The 19,884-nt window shown below is 40.7% G+C and carries 18 protein-coding genes; 10 read left to right on the forward strand and 8 right to left on the reverse strand.

Features of this window, described 5'->3' with window-relative positions:
- The first annotated feature begins 91 nt into the window (after positions 1-91).
- From J690_RS19570 to thrC, 3 genes are all read left to right on the forward strand, one after another.
- Positions 92-907: a DsbC family protein gene (locus tag J690_RS19570; RefSeq protein ID WP_002121175.1), complete on the forward strand. Its 816-nt coding sequence runs from the start codon at positions 92-94 to the stop codon at positions 905-907.
- 243 nt (positions 908-1,150) lie between these two features.
- Positions 1,151-2,452 (forward strand): homoserine dehydrogenase, encoded by a 1,302-nt coding sequence (locus J690_RS19575; RefSeq protein ID WP_002121263.1) that lies wholly within the window; start codon positions 1,151-1,153, stop codon positions 2,450-2,452.
- Between the two features lie 54 nt (positions 2,453-2,506).
- Complete coding sequence (gene thrC, locus J690_RS19580; RefSeq protein WP_032037712.1) at positions 2,507-3,646, forward strand: threonine synthase; 1,140 nt, start codon at positions 2,507-2,509, stop codon at positions 3,644-3,646.
- Positions 3,647-3,752: 106 nt separating this feature from the next.
- Here the strand turns inward: thrC and pbpG are convergent, their stop codons facing one another.
- Complete coding sequence (gene pbpG, locus J690_RS19585; RefSeq protein WP_155762601.1) at positions 3,753-4,799, reverse strand: D-alanyl-D-alanine endopeptidase PBP7/8; 1,047 nt, start codon at positions 4,797-4,799, stop codon at positions 3,753-3,755.
- A 212-nt stretch (positions 4,800-5,011) separates the two neighbouring features.
- Between pbpG and gacA the strand changes: the two genes are divergently transcribed.
- From gacA to J690_RS19600, 3 genes are read left to right on the forward strand one after another with little or no spacing between them, the layout of a single operon-like run.
- Complete coding sequence (gene gacA / locus J690_RS19590; protein ID WP_032037718.1) at positions 5,012-5,647, forward strand: response regulator transcription factor GacA; 636 nt, start codon at positions 5,012-5,014, stop codon at positions 5,645-5,647.
- A gap of 10 nt (positions 5,648-5,657) precedes the next feature.
- Positions 5,658-7,226, forward strand: coding sequence for a sensor histidine kinase (locus tag J690_RS19595; RefSeq protein ID WP_032037720.1), 1,569 nt, complete (start codon positions 5,658-5,660; stop codon positions 7,224-7,226).
- Positions 7,227-7,249: 23 nt separating this feature from the next.
- On the forward strand, positions 7,250-8,662 hold the full coding sequence (locus J690_RS19600) for a sigma-54-dependent transcriptional regulator (RefSeq protein WP_032037722.1): 1,413 nt from the start codon (positions 7,250-7,252) through the stop codon (positions 8,660-8,662).
- 10 nt (positions 8,663-8,672) lie between these two features.
- Here the strand turns inward: J690_RS19600 and J690_RS19605 are convergent, their stop codons facing one another.
- The 4 genes from J690_RS19605 to lptF all read right to left on the reverse strand — a co-directional run bounded on the left by J690_RS19605 (position 8,673) and on the right by lptF (position 13,717).
- Positions 8,673-9,857 (reverse strand): S41 family peptidase, encoded by a 1,185-nt coding sequence (locus tag J690_RS19605; protein WP_032037724.1) that lies wholly within the window; start codon positions 9,855-9,857, stop codon positions 8,673-8,675.
- Positions 9,858-9,872: 15 nt separating this feature from the next.
- Positions 9,873-11,420 carry a 2,3-bisphosphoglycerate-independent phosphoglycerate mutase gene (gpmI, locus tag J690_RS19610; protein ID WP_017400161.1) on the reverse strand — a complete coding sequence of 516 codons (1,548 nt, stop codon included), beginning with the start codon at positions 11,418-11,420 and terminating at the stop codon, positions 9,873-9,875.
- Between the two features lie 126 nt (positions 11,421-11,546).
- Positions 11,547-12,617, reverse strand: coding sequence for an LPS export ABC transporter permease LptG (gene lptG, locus J690_RS19615; protein WP_002121203.1), 1,071 nt, complete (start codon positions 12,615-12,617; stop codon positions 11,547-11,549).
- Positions 12,617-13,717, reverse strand: a complete 1,101-nt coding sequence (gene lptF, locus J690_RS19620; RefSeq protein WP_002121169.1) for an LPS export ABC transporter permease LptF — start codon at positions 13,715-13,717, stop codon at positions 12,617-12,619. The genes lptG and lptF overlap by 1 nt, the downstream gene beginning before the upstream one ends.
- Before the next feature lie 143 nt (positions 13,718-13,860).
- On the opposite strand from lptF, the gene J690_RS19625 reads away from it, so the two are divergent.
- From J690_RS19625 to J690_RS19640, 4 genes are all read left to right on the forward strand, one after another.
- The gene (locus J690_RS19625; protein WP_032037727.1) at positions 13,861-15,309 is read left to right on the forward strand and encodes a leucyl aminopeptidase; all 1,449 of its coding nucleotides are present in this window, start codon (positions 13,861-13,863) and stop codon (positions 15,307-15,309) included.
- On the forward strand, positions 15,302-15,709 hold the full coding sequence (locus J690_RS19630) for a DNA polymerase III subunit chi (protein WP_002121193.1): 408 nt from the start codon (positions 15,302-15,304) through the stop codon (positions 15,707-15,709). The genes J690_RS19625 and J690_RS19630 overlap by 8 nt, the downstream gene beginning before the upstream one ends.
- Before the next feature lie 38 nt (positions 15,710-15,747).
- Positions 15,748-16,386 (forward strand): cell division protein BlhA, encoded by a 639-nt coding sequence (blhA, locus tag J690_RS19635; RefSeq protein ID WP_078224280.1) that lies wholly within the window; start codon positions 15,748-15,750, stop codon positions 16,384-16,386.
- Positions 16,387-16,517: 131 nt separating this feature from the next.
- Positions 16,518-16,736 carry a hypothetical protein gene (locus J690_RS19640; RefSeq protein WP_002121224.1) on the forward strand — a complete coding sequence of 73 codons (219 nt, stop codon included), beginning with the start codon at positions 16,518-16,520 and terminating at the stop codon, positions 16,734-16,736.
- A 62-nt stretch (positions 16,737-16,798) separates the two neighbouring features.
- On the opposite strand, the gene J690_RS19645 is transcribed toward J690_RS19640, so the two are convergent.
- Genes J690_RS19645 through ribD form a run of 3 tightly spaced genes read right to left on the reverse strand, consistent with a single transcriptional unit; the run spans position 16,799 to position 19,876 of the window.
- Positions 16,799-17,458 (reverse strand): riboflavin synthase, encoded by a 660-nt coding sequence (locus J690_RS19645; protein ID WP_005301612.1) that lies wholly within the window; start codon positions 17,456-17,458, stop codon positions 16,799-16,801.
- 43 nt (positions 17,459-17,501) lie between these two features.
- The gene (locus J690_RS19650) at positions 17,502-18,794 is read right to left on the reverse strand and encodes a DNA adenine methylase (protein WP_002121221.1); all 1,293 of its coding nucleotides are present in this window, start codon (positions 18,792-18,794) and stop codon (positions 17,502-17,504) included.
- Positions 18,791-19,876 carry a bifunctional diaminohydroxyphosphoribosylaminopyrimidine deaminase/5-amino-6-(5-phosphoribosylamino)uracil reductase RibD gene (gene ribD, locus J690_RS19655; RefSeq protein WP_032037734.1) on the reverse strand — a complete coding sequence of 362 codons (1,086 nt, stop codon included), beginning with the start codon at positions 19,874-19,876 and terminating at the stop codon, positions 18,791-18,793. The genes J690_RS19650 and ribD overlap by 4 nt, the downstream gene beginning before the upstream one ends.
- Positions 19,877-19,884: the final 8 nt, after the last annotated feature.

Genomic DNA, 19,884 nt, shown 5'->3' on the forward strand with positions numbered 1-19,884 from the left:
AAAGGTTAAGAAAGTTTTAACAATACACGCTAGATTTTTTGTTATGCTTAGCAGCTTCTGACTATAAATACTGATGAAATAAGGGTTATCTATGTCTTTTACCCGATCTCAACTTTTTCTTGCCTGTGCTTTGGCTTCTAGCCTGTTATTCAGTGCTTGTTCTAAAGAAAACAAACCACAAAAAGAAGATGCGCTCACTGCGACCGCACCTGCTACTGGGGAAGCTTCAACCATCATTGAACGCAATGCGAAACAGCGTTTAATTGAAACTTTGCAAAAACAATTTAAGAATGCAAACATCAACGCCAAAATTTTAGATATCAAGCCTACTGAAGTGCCTAACTTATATTGGGTAAATCTCGAAGGAATGACGTCGATTTATACAACCAGTGATGGCAAATACCTGATTCAAGGTGATGTCATTCGTTTAGGCGGTAAAGAACTACATAATATTGGCGATAATCTTCAAGCTTCAGAAAATAAAAAGCATCTCGCTGCTTTAAAAAATGAAGATTTGATCGTTTACCCAGCTAAAGGTGGTAAGGCTAAACATGTGATTTATGTGTTTACCGATGCAAGCTGTCCTTATTGCCACAAATTACATGAGCATTTACCTGAAATTAATGAAAAAGGTATTGAGGTACGCTATATCGCTTGGCCACGCGGTGAACAATTTATGCCGACCATGGAAGCTGTATGGTGTAGTGCAGACCGTAAAGCTGCCTTTAACCAAGCCGTACAAGGCATTAATATTCCACCAGCTCAATGTAAAAACCCTGTCCGTGAACAATATCAACTTGGTTTAAACATGGGTGTAAATGGAACACCGGCTATTTATAATGTTGATGGCGAGTACTTAGGTGGATACCTAACACCGGATGAATTAATTAAACGTCTGGATAAATAACATCCTTTAGGCTGATGAATGATTAATCATCTATCTCTTTTAAAAAGCGCTGCTCTGATTGCAGCGCTTTGTTTTTTCAATAATTAATATTTAAACAACCTCTGTTTAAAGACTGATCTACTCTTCTTTTCCAAACATCGCACTCTAATTCATTGAACAGGCACTAAAAGCGCTAGAGTCTGGCGTTTTTTTTAGCTATGATCTAGCTTCAACTAAATGATTAAATGATGAATGGAGTGTGACGTGAAACCAGTTCGCCTGGCAATACTCGGTCTAGGAACCGTAGGTGGAGGAGCCCTTAAACTACTACAAGAAAATGCCGCTGAAATTAAACGTCGCACCGGTCGAGAAATTCAAATTACCCACGTTGGAACACGCCGCCCTCGTCCAGATCTTGAATTGGAAGGGATTAAACAAAGCGCCGATTTACTTGACATCGTTCGTCAACCAGACGTTGATGTAGTTGTAGAAGTTATGGGTGGGATCCACCCTGCTTACGAAGTTATCATGGAAGCGATCAAACACGGCAAACAAGTCGTGACTGCAAACAAAGCGTTACTCGCTGAACATGGCAATGAATTATTTAAAGCAGCAGAAGACAATGCTGTGCAAATTGCTTATGAAGCAGCAGTTGCTGGCGGTATTCCAATTATTAAAGTGATCCGTGAAGGTCTTGCTGCAAACCATATCGAATGGTTGGCTGGCATTATTAATGGTACAGGTAACTTTATTCTGACTGAAATGCGTGAGAAAGGTCGTGCATTTGATGATGTATTAAAAGAAGCTCAAGAACTCGGTTATGCAGAAGCAGACCCAACTTTTGACGTTGAAGGTATTGATGCTGCGCATAAACTTACCATTTTAGCGTCTTGTGCGTTTGGTATTCCTCTTCAATTTGATAAGGTTTATACCGAAGGTATCAGCAAAATCACTGCGCAAGATGTGAAATATGCAGAAGATCTTGGTTTCCGTATTAAACATCTTGGTATTGCACGTCGTGCTGAAAAAGGTATTGAATTACGTGTTCACCCAACGCTCATTCCAGATGAACAACTTATTGCGAATGTAAACGGCGTTAAAAATGCTGTTTTAGTTCAGGCAAATGCCGTAGGTCCAACACTCTATTACGGCGCGGGTGCAGGCGCAGGTCCTACAGCTTCTGCGGTTGTTGCCGACGTTATTGATATTGTTCGTGACATCTCTTATACCGAAGACGGCGCAGGAACAATTCCTCAGTTGGCTTTTGAAGCATTAACAAATGTGCCAATTTTAAGCCGTGAAGAAATGACCACAGGTTATTACATTCGCTTAAATGCAGAAGACCAAACTGGCGTACTTGCAGATGTGACGACCATCTTAAGTCGCGCTGGAATTAGTATTGATGCAATCATGCAACAATCTCGTTTAAAAGACCTTATTCCAATCGTGATTCTGACTGATCCAATCGTTGAATCAAAAATGGATGATGCTCTTGCACAAATTCAAGCATTACCTGCAATTCGTGGCGAAATCGTAAGAATTCGTTTAGAATCGCTCGATAGTTAATCAGGTTGAGGGAAAGATTCCCTCTCCCGCTTCACCTCTAATTGGAACACCATCATGTCTAATGCCAATCGTTATACTGGTCTTGTAGATCGTTATCGTGACCGTTTGCCAGTTTCGGCAACTACTCGTGCTATCTCTTTGGGTGAAGGCAACACCCCACTCATTAAACTTGAGAATATTCCACGTATTATTGGCAAAGATGTTGAAATTTATGTGAAATATGAGGGTTTAAACCCAACTGGTTCATTTAAAGACCGTGGTATGACCATGGCTGTAACCAAAGCGGTTGAAGAAGGCTCTAAAGCGATTATCTGTGCATCTACTGGTAACACTTCTGCTGCTGCTGCTGCCTATGCTGCACGTGCAGGTATCAAAGCATTTGTTTTGATTCCAGAAGGCAAAATTGCGATGGGTAAAATGGCACAAGCGATGATGTATGGTGCGATCACTATGCAAATTCGTGGTAACTTCGATGATGGTATGCGTCTTGTAAAAGAAGTCGCTGATCAAGCGCCTGTAACGATTGTAAACTCAATCAACCCTTACCGTTTGCAAGGTCAAAAGACTATTGCTTATGAAATCGTTGAAGCTCTAGGCCGTGCACCTGATTACCACTGCTTACCTGTAGGTAACGCAGGTAACATCACCGCTCACTGGATGGGTTATACCGAAGCTGTAGCAAACCAACCTGCTGATCAGTTTGAACAAGTGATTTATGATGCTGCTACTGATCAATTCACTGGTCCAAAACCAGAATGTTTACCGACTATGGTGGGTTACCAAGCTTCTGGCGCAGCTCCATTCTTACGTGGCGCTCCAGTTGAAAGCCCTGAAACTGTTGCAACTGCAATCCGTATTGGTAATCCACAAAGCTGGAACCATGCAAAAGCTGTAGTACGTGACTCTAAAGGCTGGTTTGATGAACTTCAAGACAGCGAAATTTTAGAAGCTCAACGCTTACTTTCTATGTATGAAGGCGTATTTGTTGAGCCAGCGTCTGCTGCTTCTATCGGCGGTGCGATCCGTGATATTAAAGCGGGTAAAATTGCTGAAGGTTCTGTCATTGTATGTACAGTAACTGGTAATGGCTTGAAAGATCCTGACACTGCAATCAAACAATGTGCTGATGCAGTGATGTTGTCAATTGATGCAACAATGGACCAAGTAAAAGATTCGATTTTATCTAATATGTAAGATCTGATTTTCAAAAAACGGCTGTTTAATACAGCCGTTTTTTTATGTCTTTTTTATAGCCATAAAAAAACGCTTCTTGATAGAAGCGTTTCTTAGAATATTGAAATTAAATACGTTTTGGTAAATTACTTAACCAACCCAATAAGTTAGTTGCATCATTATTACGTGCCTGTGTACTTGGTTCACCCAGTAATACAATGACTGCCGGACGTGAATTTACAGTCGTGTGCATTACAACACAGCGACCTGCTTCATTAATATATCCAGTTTTAGACAAGTTGATATTCCAGCCACCATTACGCACTAGAGCATTGGTATTGTTAGATTTCAACACGCGATAACCCAAGTTAAAATCATAAGTCGGTGTGGTTGAGAATTGACGAATCAAGCCATATTGAGAAGCCGTACTTACCAAAATTCCTAAGTCACGTGCTGAAGACACATTACGCGGATCTAAACCAGTTGACTCATAATAGTGAGTCGAACTCATACCCAAGGCACGAGCTTTAGCATTCATTGCAGCTACGAATGCAGGACGCCCACCCGGATAAGTACGTGCTAAAGCTGCTGCTGCTGGGTTTTCTGACTTCATTAGAGCGAACAGAAGAACTTCTGCACGGTTCATCTTGTCACCAACACGTAAGGTTGAACTTGAGTTTTTACCACCTGCACCAGCAAAATCAATTTGCTCAAGTGTAATTTCTTCTGACATGTTTAAACGGGCATCTGCCGTTACAACCGCTGTCATCACCTTTGTAATAGATGCAATTGGCACAGAAGCGTTAGTATTTTTACTGTAAAGCACTTCACCAGTTTGCGCGTCCATCACAAGTGCAGCTCGAGCACTTACACTCGGCTGGGCATTGTAACCAGACGTATCACGGATTGGAGCAATCTTCGGTGCAGATGCTACAATTTTAGGTGCGCTACCACCACGCAAAGTTGTGGTTACCGATGTTGAACCTTGCGGAGTAGGTTCGTCATCTTCATCATTTAAAAATTGGCTAGCATCAGCTGAAGACCAACTTAAGCTTGCAGTACCACTATTCCCTGAGGACGGGTTATTGACGAGTTCTGCAAAGCTTGTTGAACTCAAACTAAGCAAAATAGACATGCTTAGCACATGCATTAAAGACTTTTTAGAATTTTTCACGGCACAATACTCGACTCAGGGTGATACACATTTGCGCTTACTATAATTATGCCTTACATTTGAGGTATAAGGTATAACGCTTTTACCGACACAATTGTGCACAACTATTCGCTCACTATATAAGAATAGGATTGCTAATTTTGTCATTCCATTGCAAGCTAATTTTGCTTTATGTAACAAAAAACTTGTTTTTTGAAAGAAAGGAGGTCTTCTTGATTACAGTTTTAGTTGTGGATGACCATGAACTTGTACGTACAGGTATCTGCCGTATGTTAGAAGATCATGCCGATGTAGAGGTCATTGGACAAGCCGAATCGGGTGAAGAAGCAATTGCTATTGTTCGTCAGAAACATCCTCAAGTTGTGCTACTTGATGTCAATATGCCTGGCATCGGCGGCGTAGAAACAACACGTCGTTTACTACAAACCGCACCAGATACAAAAGTGATTGCAGTCAGTGGCTTAGCAGAAGAACCTTACCCTTCTCTTTTGCTTAAAGCAGGAGCTAAAGGTTACATCACCAAAGGTGCTCCAATTACCGAAATGGTTCGGGCGATTAATAAAGTGATGCAAGGCGGCAAATACTTTAGTGCCGATATTGCTGAGCAATTAGCAAGTTCTTATTTATCCGATACGCAGCAATCGCCATTTGATTCTCTCTCTGAACGAGAAATGCAAGTTGCAATGATGGTTGTAAATTGTATTAGCGCTCAAGAAATTGCAGACAAACTTTTTGTAAGTGTTAAAACAGTGAATCCCTACCGCTACCGTATTTTTGAAAAGCTAGCCATTGATAGTGATGTTAAACTAACTCATCTCGCGATTCGTTACGGTCTGATCAAGCCTTAATCAGACTTACATGCAATTTCCCGTAAACTCATCCTTGTCCCATACGATATTTCGTTTGGGCACGTGGTATGGCTTATATCGCCTTATTATTGCGGTTAGCCTGAATATTATTTTGGTTTTAACCGATGCTCAAATCGACAATAGTCTGCAACAACCCGCTCTATATTCTTACACACTACTCGGCTATTCGCTCTTAAGCCTTCTTCAACTTTTATGCTTTAAGTTTATTGCCACTCAGGCAACAAGGCAGCTCATTTTATTTTTTGTAGTTGATATTATATGTCTGAGTTTACTTACATTTTCTGTAGGTGAACCAAATCTTCAACTCAGCTTGCTATATGTTATTGCCATATTTACTTCGGCCATTTTACTTAGCGCAAGAATGTCGTTGCTCATTACATTACTTGCAGTCATTGCGGTTATTTACCAACGCTTCGTTGGCAGTTTATTTGACTACAATAATTTAAATACGATTGGTAATAGCGCCTTATTGGCCTTCTTATTTTTTGTAGTACACGGAATCGGACAAATTGCGGTCCAGCGTTTTAAACTACTTGAAGCACTAACTTTCCACCAATCAATAGAACTCTATCAACTACAAAATATTAACCGCTATATCTTGGAACAAATTCAAGAGGGCTATTTAGTCCTAGATGAAAACTACGACATTGTTTTAAGTAATCCAGCCGCCTGCTCTCTTTTAGGAATTCCACCTCAATTTGCCAGTGAAAAATATCCCTTAGCAAAATGGCATGCTGACTTATTTGAAATATTAAAGTTTGATAATTTAAAAGAAGGCGATCGATTTATTTTTGAGTCTCGACTGTCGGCTTATTCTATTAATATTAAAGTGCAACATCTTTTGGTGCCGCAACAAGCATTAACACTACTCATCTTACAAGATGCGCAGCAGATTAATCAGCAAGCTCAACAACTCAAACTTGCCGCTTTGGGACAACTCTCAGCAAGTATTGCACATGAGATCCGTAATCCTCTTGCAGCCATTGTTCAAGCAAATGAATTACTCAAAGATAGTGACGCGGAACAGCAAAATACTTTACGCAATATGATTGGCAAGCAAACGAAACGCATTGATAGTATTGTTCAAGACACCTTAGGACTTGCCCGCAGTGAAAGAACGTATCCCATTCAGATTGAACTAAACGACTTCATAAAAACGTTATTAGATGAAGATTTATCTGATGTTAAACATGCGATCCAGCTTAAAAGTTCTGATTTATCCTTAAAGCTATTGTTTGATGAAAAGCAACTCAGACAAGTGCTCATTAACCTTGTTAGGAATGCTCTACGCCACAATGCCCCCGACTCTCCCTATGTTCTGATCAATATCCATTCACAAACAAATAAAATTTATATTGATGTGATCGATTACGGTGAAGGTGTTTCAAAACGTGATATATCTCAATTATTTAAACCATTTTTTAGTACCGAAATTAATGGAACTGGTTTAGGATTATATTTGTCTCATAGTTTTTGTGAGGCAAACCATGCAAAGCTCACTTATGTAGAGCAAAAACAAGGGGCATGCTTCAGAATAGAATGCCCAATAATATATTGATTTTTTATTAGGTTTTTGGGGAAATGGCAGAACAGCAACCACTCGTTTTGCTTGTAGACGATGAAGAAGATTTGTGCCTGTTAATGCAAATGACTCTTGCACGAATGGGGATTAAGACACATCTTGCTTATCGGGTTGAACAGGCCAAACAGCTCTTTACTCAGTTTCATTACGATGCGTGCTTGACCGATTTAAATCTACCTGATGGTAGTGGTTTAGAATTGGTTCAACATGTTTCTCAAACTTACCCACACACACCCATTGCAGTCTTAACTGCATACGGCAATATGGATATTGCAATTGCAGCACTAAAAGCGGGAGCTTTTGATTTTGTCAGCAAACCGATTAACCAAATTCATTTAGATCAATTGTTAAAAAAGGCGCTTAACCAGCCAAAACCAGAGCATGAATTTGGTGAAACAACTCTAGAGAATGACTTATTAATTGGGCGTTCACCACCTATACAAAACTTACGGACAGCTATTAAAAAAATAGCCCGCTCCCAAGCTCCTGTATTTGTTACAGGCGAATCTGGTACGGGTAAAGAAGTTGTTGCGAATCTGATTCACCGCTTAAGCAACCGCAGTGAAGGACCATTTATTGCAATTAACTGCGGAGCAATCCCAACCGAGCTCATGGAAAGTGAACTTTTCGGGCATAAAAAAGGGAGCTTTACTGGCGCGACTCAAGACAAACAAGGTCTGATTTTATCGGCACACGGCGGCAGTTTATTTTTAGATGAAATTGCCGAATTGCCTTTAAGTATGCAAGTTAAATTGCTTCGCGCTGTACAAGAGAAAAAGATTCGCCCAGTAGGTTCAGATCAGGAAATTGATGTCGATTTTCGAGTAATCAGTGCGAGTCACCAAGACTTAGATTTATTAGTTCAACAAGGTAAATTCCGTCAGGACTTATTTTTCCGTATTCATGTTATGGATATTATGTTGCCGCCACTGCGTGACCGTGGTGGAGATATTTTGCTATTGGCCAATCATTTTATTCAAAAAGTTTGTATGGAATGGGGAATTTCAAGCAAGCAATTAACGGCGAGCGCTGAGACTTACTTATTGCAGCAAGACTTCCCGGGTAATGTTCGCGAATTAAGAAATATGATTGAACGAGCTATTACTTTAAGTGATGATGAGTCCATTGATTTAACACACTTAGCACCTCCTCTTAGAGGCAGTAGTGTGAGCCCGCAAATCGTAACGAAACAACTAAATCAAACACCGGCTGTTCAGACTCACCCAAAATTTCCAATGGAAGGTTTAGAACGTTACTTAGAAAATATCGAAAAAGATATTTTACTGAATGCGCTAAATATGACTCATTGGAATCGAACTTTGGCAGCTAAAAAGCTAGGAATGACATTTCGTTCTTTGCGCTATCGACTCAAAAAGTTTGGCTTAGATACTGAAATGGGAGAGGAAGTATAAAAATTACTTCCTACTTCCTCTTTAGAAATAAATCTGCAACGCGCTCTAAATATACGTCTTCTTTCATTTCTGCGGGTAATGGATAGGTCTGGTTAGGTTGAATACCCTGCCCTTCAATCATATTGCCATTTGGCGTGTAGTAGTGTGAGACTGTCATTTGTAGAGCGGCTCCACTTGGCAAAGGAAATAGCTTTTGCACTACACCTTTTCCATAACTTTTTTCACCCATCACCCAAGCACGCTGGTGTTCTTTCATCGCCGCAGTAAAAACTTCTGCCGCCGATGCAGAGCGGTGATTAATTAATATACCCAGTTTTATATTCTGAAATTCATTACCGGGCAAAGCTTGAAACTGCTGGTTGCCTTCCGAACGGCTTTTGGTTGAAACAATAATTCCGTTATTTAAAAATAAATCTGCTGACTCAACTGCTGCCGATAACAACCCACCCGGATTGTTTCGTAAATCGATTAAAACAGCCTTTAAACGTGGAGAACTGTTTTCTTCAATTAATCTTTTAATTTCATTAGCAGTGTCTTGTTGGAATACTCTAATTTTGAGTACGAGCACCTGATTATGTAGCATTACAGGTTCTATATCGGTTTCTATTTTTTTATTACGAACTAAGTTGATATTTCCGTTTAGCTCTTCTGCTTGTACTTGAAGTGTACTTCCAATAGAACCGTAAAGCAGGCCAAGTACCTGATCTTGGTTTAAATTTTTTAAATCTTGGTTATCAATTTTAAGAATCGTCTGACCATTTCTCAAACCTAATTTATAGGAATCAGAACCGGTTTTAAGATCACGAATCATCCATTTATGAGCATGTGATTCAGGGCTTAATGCAAAATCAACTGATGCAAGATCACCCTCTGTGTATTGAATCAGTTGGCGGTATTCTTCTGCCGATAAATAACGCGAATAACGATCTAACCCACTCACTAACCCTTTTATGGCTTTTTGAAACAAAGCATCGTCAGATTTCACATCAACGTAGTTATCTCGAACAATTCCATAGATTTGCACAAACTGTTGAATCGACTCGATCGGCACCTCTGCATAGCTATGTTCCGGTTCTTCCGAATCAGAGTGCAAAGGTGACAATTTTTCTTTTACAACTGGCGCTGCAAAGGAAAATTGGCTGCAACACAGCAACATACTTACAATAAGTTTTTTATATTTAATGTGTTGCAGCATCCAATCACCTTTAACTTATGCAGATAGTGTAATCAGATTACGTCCTTGCATTTCGGCAGGAACAGGAATCTGCATTAAATTGAGAATTGTCGGTGCTACGTCTGCAAGCACACCACCTTCTGCAATTGTTGCTTGTGTTGGACCAACATAGATAAACGGCACAAGCTCGGTTGTATGTTGAGTATGCACTTGCCCACTTTCGTAGTCTTGCATTTGTTCAACGTTACCATGGTCAGCAGTAATGAGCATATGGCCTTTTTTCGCCATAACTGCCTCATAGACACGACCTAAACAAGTATCAACCGCTTCAACTGCTTTAACCGCAGCATCAAATACACCTGTATGCCCGACCATATCACCATTTGCGTAGTTCACAACTAATAAGTCGTACTCACCCGAATTAATCGCTTTAACCAACTCATCAGTGACTTCATAAGCACTCATTTCAGGCTTAAGGTCATATGTCGCAACGTTTGGAGATGGAATTAAAATACGTTTTTCACCTGGATATTCATCTTCACGGCCACCACTAAAGAAGAATGTTACATGTGCATACTTTTCAGTTTCAGCAATACGTAACTGGGTTTTACCTAAAGAAGATAAATACTCACCCAATGAATTTTTAAGGGCTTCTGGCATATATGCAACTGGTGCATCAATGCTTGCCTGATAACGCGTTAACATCACAAATTTAGAAAGATTTGGTACAACTTTGCGTTCAAAACCAGCAAAGTCTTTCTCTACAAATGCGCGAGTAATTTCACGAGCTCGGTCAGCACGGAAATTCATAAATACAACGCTATCACCATCTTGAACTTTAGCAATATCACCAATACGAGTCGCTTTTACAAACTCATCATTTTCATTGGCTGCATAAGCTAGCTCCAACCCTTCGACCGCTGTTTGCGCAGTACGAAGTGCCTCGCCTTCAGTTAACAAGCGATAAGCTTGCTCAACACGATCCCAACGGTTGTCACGGTCCATTGCAAAGTAACGACCAATCATGGTTGCGATACGGCCTTGGCCCGGATATTGAGCAAATAATGCATCTAATTTTTCTAAAGATGGTTGAGCACTGCGTGGAGGTGTATCACGACCATCAAGGAAAGCGTGTAAATAAACTTTTGCACCGCGTTTTAATGCAAGCTCACACATCGCCACAATATGATCTTCATGTGAATGGACGCCACCTTCTGAAAGTAGTCCCATAATATGAACAGCACCGCCAGCAGCTTTAGCTTTTTCAACAGCGTCGATCAACACTTCATGTTTGAAAAAGTCACCAGTACGGATATCTTTAGTAATACGGGTAAAGTCTTGATATAACACACGGCCAGCGCCAAGATTCATATGGCCGACTTCAGAGTTCCCCATTTGTCCATCAGGCAATCCAACATCTTCACCTGAACCAGAAATTAGACTATTCGGATGCTTGGCTTTCATTGCCGCCAAATTTGGTGTTTTTGCTGCAAGAAAAGCATTATCTTCAATCGCTTCACGGTGTCCAACACCATCCATAATGACCAGAACGTGAGGGATCTTGCCAGCAGTTGCATCCGTCATAATCAATTTCTCTTTTGTCTACAATTTCGTCACAATATCTTACCGAATTTTCGGTCAAGACTCTATTTATTCCTATGGCTTTCACCAATATCCGCGATTGATGAAAACCATAAATATCACTTATTACTAGCGAGCGCGGTAAAGCAAATAACTTCCGGCACCAAACATTAACAAGATAGGCACGAGCACAAACCATGCTGGAGATGGAGAATAAACCAAGCTTGCATAGCCCAAGAAATCCTGCAAATAATAGAAACTCAAACCAATAAACAATGCGATCACTAAACGGAAGCCCATCGATTGTTGGCGTAACGGTCCAAAAATAAAAGAACACGCCACGAGAACTAATGCAATGAGTGAAAATGGCGAAGCAACTTTTTGCCAGAAAGCCAATTGGTACGTCTTTGGTACCTGGCTATATTCATCCATATAACGCATAAAGCTAATCAGTTGGCTTGGCGATAAATCTTCAGGATCTAAAGTCACCATATGCACATATTTAGGCTGTAATGCTAAAGCAAGCGATTGTTCTTCATGATCAGTTTTGATGGCATTGCCTGCCGCCAAAATGTCCATTTGTTCAGCTTTTTTCAAAGCCCATTGACCATTTTTAATAAACTGTCCTTGCTGAGCATTAATTAATGATTGCAAGTAATAGTTCTGGTCAAAGTCGACCACTTGAATGTCTCTTAAATTGCCCTGAGAGTTAGCGTAGTCGATATAGATAAATCGTTGCCCTTCACGTGACCAATAGCCTTTAACTTCACCTAAAGCAGCTACTGAACGATGGCTTTTAACACTTTGTGCTTTTTCATTCGTGTAAGGGATAACCCATTCACTTAAAGCAAACGACAAAATAATAAGCAGTAAAGCTGAGCGCATAACCCAACCAACAATACGCCATAAGCTAACACCGACTGAACGCATAACAATGAGTTCACTACTCGTTGCCAATGAGCCCAGTCCAATCACAGCACCAATCAAGGCAGAGATAGGTAAAATTTCATAGAGATAGCGAGGAGCTCCCCACAAGACATAGACGAGAGCTTGCCATGCGTTATAGTCTGGTTTGAGCTCACCCAACTCGCCAAGATATGTAAATAAGACCTGAAGAATGGACAAAACAACTGTGGTGCCAAACATCGCAAGCGCAGTGGTTTTCGTCACATATTTGGCGACTATTCGACGTGCTAACATTATAATTTCACTCGCTTGATCTGTTTCTTGATTTTTGGTCCTAACTTCTGCTTACGTGAGAATAAGGCGGCAGCAACGCCATACACAACTAACACGGCAGGATAAGCCCAAATATCGAGTTCTTCTTTACTAATACGAGTCTTGATTGCAATCATTAATACGATCAGACTAGAAAAAATAAAAATCGCCGGAATAAGACGGTAATAACGACCTTGTCGTGGGCTCACCTCAGACAATGCTACTGATAGCATTAACGCAATAACAATGGTGAATGGCCCAAATAAACGCCATCCCAACTCACTTCTGATGACTGGATCATTCGTTTTTGAAAAGAGTTTTGTTGTTGATAGCGCTTCTACATCGCCACTCTCAAACTTAACATCTTTGTCATTTTCTAAACGTAGACGATAAGACTGGAACTCTGCTTGTGTATATTTTGGTTGTCCCGGGAATATTTCATAGCGACGACCTTGTACCAGATCAACGACATTGGCGGTGTCATTTGCAACTTCTACACGAGTCGCTTCCTTTGCCAAAATCATAACATCTGGCTTATCTTCTTTAGCAGCGCGTTGATAAAAGAAAATATCCTTCAAATTCTTTCGGTCTTCTGACAATGAACCTGCATAGATCGTATATGGCCCAGAGGAAATAAACTCTCTTGGTCGAACCAAATCGAAACCTGTCCGAACAGCTTGTGTTGTTGTCAGTTTTTCAAACTCACGTAGTCCCCACGGCGTCATCCAGAGCATAAGCACAGACTGAAAAACCATATAAACAAGCGTCATTGGAATGAGTAATCGTGCTAATTGATGACGGCTTACACCACTACCATTTAATACAGCCATTTCATGGTCAACATATAAACGACCAAACACCAACATTAAACCAATGAAAAAACCCAATGGTAAAATGAGTGTTAGAAATTCAGGTAAACGATATCCAATGATGCTAAATAAGATACTGGCATCTAAACGCCCCTGCGCCGCCACACCAAAGTATTTGATCAGACGACCACCCATCATGATTAAGGTCAGTAAAGAAATGACCACCAATGAGGTAGAGACAACTTGCTTGACGAGATAACGCCGAATAATCAAAGTAATACTTCCAAAAGGCTAATCGGGACGTGTGCTAGTTTACCCGAATGTTAAAAATATAAAACCGCACATTGCAACGCTATGCTTGAAAGTGTTTCAATGTTTTAATCCAACATAACTTTCTATAGGCAATCACGGCAGCCATGAAATTTACAACTTATACAACTTTTCCCGAACAGACATCTAATGAATCTTTGTGGGTTTTAGTTGATTCAGAACAGCTACAAAGCAACATCAACACATATCAAATCAATAACCTAGAAAGCGTTCTTACTGCCACCCAATTCAAAGGCAACTTCAATGAAACTCTGCCTTTATTCGGGCAAGTTTCAAATCAACCTCATAGCCAATTACTTGGCTTAGGAAAAACAGCCGAACTTCAGGCGGTTAAGCTCGCTAAACTTGCCCAAACCATTATCAAATCGACACAAAATAAATTTAAGCATATCGCAATTGATATTGCTGCGTTACCTGTCGAATACCATTATTTATTCGCTTTAAGCTTAACTCAAGCAGCTTATGGTTATGATGAGTTTAAATCGAAAAAAAATGAATTTGTGTTACAACAGGTTGATTTAATTAGTTCAACAACGAGCCTCGATGAAAAACAACTGGCTTTAGTGCATGCCGTACAGTCTGGTCAGTCGTATGCACGTGACCTTGGAAACCGTCCAGGCAACATTTGCTTCCCTGAATATTTGGCAGAACAAGCATTAGCTTTAGCTGCAGAATTCCCTGACTTACTCAAAGTAACTGTCTTAAATGAACAGCAAATGGCTGATTTGGGTATGTATGCTTTTCTTGCAGTCAGCAAAGGATCTGAACGTCCGGGCCGCATCGTAACACTCGAATACCAAGCTGGAATTGACCAAGCGCCTGTTGTGCTTGTTGGTAAAGGCGTTACTTTTGATACAGGCGGTATTTCTTTAAAACCAGGCCTAGGCATGGATGAAATGAAGTTCGATATGTGCGGTGCAGCCTCTGTATTAGGTACTATTCGTGCGCTATGCGAAGCGAAACTCCCTATTCATGTCGTTGGTGCAATTGCAGCCGCAGAAAACATGCCTTCAGGTAAAGCAACTCGCCCAGGCGATATTGTGACAACCATGAGCGGACAAACTGTTGAAATTTTAAATACCGATGCGGAAGGTCGTTTGGTACTGTGCGACACATTGACCTATATCAAACGCTTCAACCCAGCAGTTGTGGTTGATATCGCAACATTAACTGGTGCATGTGTAGTCGCTTTAGGTAAAGTACTGAGTGGTTTGTTCTCACCAGATGATGCTTTAGCAGCTGAACTTCAACAAGCGGGTGAGCAATCATTTGACCGTGTATGGCGTATGCCAGTGATTGAGGATTATCAAGAATTACTTGATTCACCATTTGCTGACATTGCGAACATCGGCGGTCCATACGGCGGTGCAATTACGGCAGCATGTTTCCTTGAGCGCTTTACACGTGAGTACCGTTGGGCTCATTTAGATGTAGCAGGAACAGCATGGTTATCTGGTCCAGCTAAAGGTGCAACAGGTCGCCCAGTACCATTACTCATGCAATTTTTAGCGAATCGTGTAGATACGAATGGCTAAAGTTAGTTTTTATCTGTTTGAAACCAGTGAAGAACGGCAAGTCGATAGTGCTTGCCGTTTATGCCGAAAGATTTTGCAGAAGCATCCTAAAATCTGGTGGTATTGCCCAGATGTGCAGCTACAACAAACTCTTGATGAAAGATTATGGGATTTCGACCCTGCAAGTTTCATTGCGCATGGCATTGACCAAGCTGAAGCTGCTGTATGTATTTCGGCTAAACAACCGCTTGAACAAGGCTTGTTAGTATTTAATTTTAACAATCATGCACTTGAACAAGTTGATCATTTTAGCCACATTATAGAAATTGTTGAAAATAATGAAACAGCCAAGCAAATTGGCCGAGAAAAATTTAAAATGTATCGCCGTTTGGGTATAGAACCGCGGACCTTTAAATTATAACGCGCTAAAATGTAAATACTGTTGAACAAAGGAGAAGCATGGTGGCATTAAATGTCGGGCAAGATTTTAAAAAAAGATGGTTAAATGCGCCTGAAGCTGTCCGTCATGCCTATCAACAGGATCTGGCACGTATTTGTGACTTATTAGAACCCCAAACCCCTATTCAGCTTTGGGTTTTAAATGACGAAAAAGCGCAGTTAGAATCACAGCAAAAAATTGAACAAGCTTACGCGGACCTTAAGGCAGAGCTTATTGAGCAAGCACGTATCCGTCGTCAACGTGCTTTAGAAAAAGCACTTGCTGATAAACGTGCATCAGAAGCTGCTTATGCTGCGGAGTTGCAAGCAGATGAAATTCGCAAGTTTAATGAACAGACTGAAACATTACAGACTTTACGTAGTCATTTAGAACAAGAAGTTGCAGAACAAACTGCACGTTATCAGAAAAACCCTGAAACCCCAGCCGTCAATTACTCTGCTGGTGTAAAACTTAGTATCACCGATGATCAAATCTTATCTGAGCTTGAAAGTTTACGCATTCGTTTAGAACTTGAAGCTGAAAACTTAATTGAAGAGTCAGTAACGGCTTTCCGAGCCAAACTACATTCGGCAGCTCAAGAAGAAATTGAATACATTTTAAAGAACTCTAAGTTTTCTGATGAAAAAATAGAGAAGTAAAGTTTTAAAACTTCTTCTGTCATAAAACTGACACCTATATGTCACAAAATAGACATAAATATTATTCTTGTAGATCAATTGATTATGAGAATAGAAAGTAGTGATTTTAAGATAATTAATGAGGGTAAGAAATGGACATTCCGCATCAGATTTCAAAGCAACTTGAGCAGCTTAATCAGGGTGAGCAATGGACATTTTCAGCACAAGAACTTTATATGAGTCATAACGACTTTAATTCGCTTTCAATCTTGCTGACACGAGCGTCGGAAAAAGGTGAGTTTTCAATTACACGCACTCAGCATACTAAACCATGGGTTGGCACACATTCGGTTACACTCACCAAGCATTAATTTTTTAAAAATAAAAAAACCGGAACATATGTCCGGTTTTTTTTATTTTGATGATCTGGCTTTTATTTTAAAAAACCATTTTCAGCTAAAAAAGCCATACTAATATTTGACTCAGTTTTTTGTTCAGCTGCTTTATCACCTAGCAATAAACGCTCGATATAACGCGCCAACACGTCGACTTCAAGGTTGACCTTACTGCCTACTTGCCATGTTCCAATATTGGTACGTTCTGCGGTATGCGGAATCAAATTCAAGCTTAAAATATTTCCACGTAAGTGGTTAATCGTTAAGCTAATTCCGTCAACGGTTACAGAACCTTTTTCCGCCAAATATTTAGCAAGTTCTGCCGGTGCTGTAACTTCATAATAGATTGAACGAGCGTCTTCACGCACTACGGTAATTTCACCTACGCCATCAACATGACCACTTACAATGTGCCCGCCAAAGCGCGTTGTCGGTAACATTGCCTTTTCAACATTGACACGTTGTCCAACTTTCCAGTTGCCCAAAGTCGTTCGATTTAAACTTTCACGAGAAACATCTGCTGCATACCAGTTATCGCCCCATTCAATCACTGTGAGACAAATACCATTGGTTGCAATCGAATCACCCAAATGTACATCAGACATATCCAGATCAGTCTGAATACGTAGACGTACATCACCACCTACACTTTGCAGGCTTTCAACTTTACCTAAACTTTCAATGATGCCTGTAAACATGGCTCAATCTCCAAATCTTTTTACACTGCTTAAATTGCAGCGCTTACCAAAGTGCGAGCTGTGTACTATTGCCTGAGGTATCTACACCACCTAGCTCGGCGAAGTGGTAAAGCTGGCCTAATAACTGACGTAATGGTGGTCCTGACTTAGCATGAGTATCAGTAATCACAATAAACTCAAGCACGCGTGCACGTTCAGACTGTCGTTGTTTACTCACTCGATAGCGCGGAACATCTTGTGTTAACAAGGTCACTTTGCCTCGTTCCAGATTGGCCATAAGTAAATCTTTCGGCTCGATATTACCATCAGTTGAATAGCTGGTCAGAATATAGCGTGCATTGATCGTTGAAAGTAATTTCTCATATGCATCTTTTGCATGTTTAGAAGAGTTATATGGGCTTGGACGTTCTTTACGCCATGCTCTATCAATACCACTCTTATAACCTTTGGTATCCGGTGAAGGTAAATCCACCTGATCCCATAAAGTTAATGCATTTAAGACGTGGTAATTACTACTATATGCGTGTTGGTTATATGGTGGATCGAGATAGGCAACATCAACCTCAAAACCACTCATTTGATTTGCTAGATGTTGTGAATCTACACACCACATTTCAGCAGCCGGACGTTTGCGATCACCAATCTCACAAAAACGGCTCGGGGTTAACCAAAGTAATGATTCAATTCGTTCTAACGCAGTTTGAGTACGTCCGCCCCACCCTTGGTGGAAGCTTTTAAATACACCACTCGTGTTACTCACAAAACTAGCTGAATAGAGCAATGGCGCAAGCAAAGCACTCATCTCTACATCATTAATTGCACCTTGTGCCTGCCATGTTGCAATCTGCTGACGAATTGCATCGATACGCATACCGTTACGGCGTTTAAAGAATAAACGGTCACGAGTTGGATCGTATACATCATCGTTACGTGGACAAAGGTTATGCGTTACCCAACCTTTAACTTCAGGTAAGCGATTTAAATAGTCGATTGCCTTTTGATAGCCACCCAGTTCTTTAAAAGCAGGCGCATCTACACAGGCTAAAATCGCATGATTTAAAGCATGACTATAAGGTTCCCAATCATTTGCAATCACACGGTAACCATTTTGACGTGCTAAACGAGATACAACGCCACTGCCGGCAAAGAAATCGGCAAAAATCGGTGGATTCTTTTTCTTGCTATTCAGCGTCCCTGTAATTTCAAGGGCTTCTAAAATTAGATGGAGCAATCGGCGCTTGTTCCCCAAGTACGGCACAAGCTGATGGAAAAGATATTCGTCTGTCGTACGGGCTGCATGACGACGTTTGTGATAAACCGAAGGCTCTGAATTCATACTTTCTCTTGCGTAGGGATTAACCTTAAGCGTATATCTTGATCAATTTGTGTCACATCAAGAAGTGTAAAACGAAGTTGCTCTGCCATATATTCAAATTCTGCATTGAACATGGCCCTTGCACTTTTCCCCAATAAGGTCGGGGCAATATAACTGATCAATTCGTCCACCAAACCTTCTTGCAAAAAGGCAGTAGACAATGTTGCGCCAGCTTCAACCAACACATCATAAATTTGATGTTGCTTAGATAGGGTCTGTAACAGCATTTTTAAAGGCTGAATTTCTAATTGTATCACGCCTAAATCAGCAAGTTCTTGACGATATGGCCCCATCACCATCACAGTTTCAGGATTCTCTAAGATCTTAGCGTTAAGTGGTAAACGTCCTTGGCGATCTAAAACAACACGTTTTGGCTGAGCAACTGTCTCGATATCAAAATTATTGAGTGAACGCACGTTAAGCTGACAATCATCTGCAATCACAGTTTCAATACCTGTAATCACTGCTCCAGAAATGGCACGCCAATGTTGTACATCTTGGCGCGCAGCCGAACCGGTAATCCACTTCGACTCACCTGATGCCATTGCAGTACGCCCATCTAAACTTGAGGCTACCTTTAAACGCACATAAGGCATGCCTGTAGACATTGCCTTTAAAAAACCTTGATTAAGTTTTGATGCTAAATCTTCACAAATGCCAACGTCTACTTCAATTCCGGCATTTTTCAAAATTTGAACACCCTTACCCGCCACCAATGGATTTGGATCAGGACAAGCAACCACTACTTTTTTAACTTGAGCTTTCACCAATGCTTCGGCACAAGGAGGGGTTCTGCCATAATGCGCACATGGTTCAAGCGTGACATAAGCCGTTGCACCTTGTGCACGTTCACCCGCCTCACGTAAGGCAAAAACTTCAGCGTGTGGCTGACCTGCTTTAGGATGAAAGCCTTGTCCAATTAACTGATCATCTTTGACAATCACACAACCAACATTTGGATTAGGCTTGGTCGAATATAGTCCTCGTTTGGCAAGTTCAATGGCTTGCTGCATCCAATACTGATCTTGTTTCAACTCAGACATAAAAATCT

It is taken from the genome of Acinetobacter sp. 742879 (assembly GCF_000588535.1).
Taxonomy (GTDB): Bacteria; Pseudomonadota; Gammaproteobacteria; order Pseudomonadales; family Moraxellaceae; genus Acinetobacter; species Acinetobacter pittii.

What these genes read in the sequence shown, in the direction of transcription:
- lptG (WP_002121203.1), bottom strand. Translation starts at nt 12,617, where the DNA reads ATGTTAGCACGTCGAATAGTCGCCAAATATGTGACGAAAACCACTGCG.
- J690_RS19570 (WP_002121175.1), top strand. Translation starts at nt 92, where the DNA reads ATGTCTTTTACCCGATCTCAACTTTTTCTTGCCTGTGCTTTGGCTTCT.
- J690_RS19625 (WP_032037727.1), top strand. Translation starts at nt 13,861, where the DNA reads ATGAAATTTACAACTTATACAACTTTTCCCGAACAGACATCTAATGAA.
- J690_RS19630 (WP_002121193.1), top strand. Translation starts at nt 15,302, where the DNA reads ATGGCTAAAGTTAGTTTTTATCTGTTTGAAACCAGTGAAGAACGGCAA.
- ribD (WP_032037734.1), bottom strand. Translation starts at nt 19,876, where the DNA reads ATGTCTGAGTTGAAACAAGATCAGTATTGGATGCAGCAAGCCATTGAA.
- gpmI (WP_017400161.1), bottom strand. Translation starts at nt 11,420, where the DNA reads ATGACGGATGCAACTGCTGGCAAGATCCCTCACGTTCTGGTCATTATG.
- J690_RS19600 (WP_032037722.1), top strand. Translation starts at nt 7,250, where the DNA reads ATGGCAGAACAGCAACCACTCGTTTTGCTTGTAGACGATGAAGAAGAT.
- J690_RS19640 (WP_002121224.1), top strand. Translation starts at nt 16,518, where the DNA reads ATGGACATTCCGCATCAGATTTCAAAGCAACTTGAGCAGCTTAATCAG.
- thrC (WP_032037712.1), top strand. Translation starts at nt 2,507, where the DNA reads ATGTCTAATGCCAATCGTTATACTGGTCTTGTAGATCGTTATCGTGAC.
- J690_RS19595 (WP_032037720.1), top strand. Translation starts at nt 5,658, where the DNA reads ATGCAATTTCCCGTAAACTCATCCTTGTCCCATACGATATTTCGTTTG.
- blhA (WP_078224280.1), top strand. Translation starts at nt 15,748, where the DNA reads ATGGTGGCATTAAATGTCGGGCAAGATTTTAAAAAAAGATGGTTAAAT.
- J690_RS19645 (WP_005301612.1), bottom strand. Translation starts at nt 17,458, where the DNA reads ATGTTTACAGGCATCATTGAAAGTTTAGGTAAAGTTGAAAGCCTGCAA.
- J690_RS19650 (WP_002121221.1), bottom strand. Translation starts at nt 18,794, where the DNA reads ATGAATTCAGAGCCTTCGGTTTATCACAAACGTCGTCATGCAGCCCGT.
- J690_RS19605 (WP_032037724.1), bottom strand. Translation starts at nt 9,857, where the DNA reads ATGCTGCAACACATTAAATATAAAAAACTTATTGTAAGTATGTTGCTG.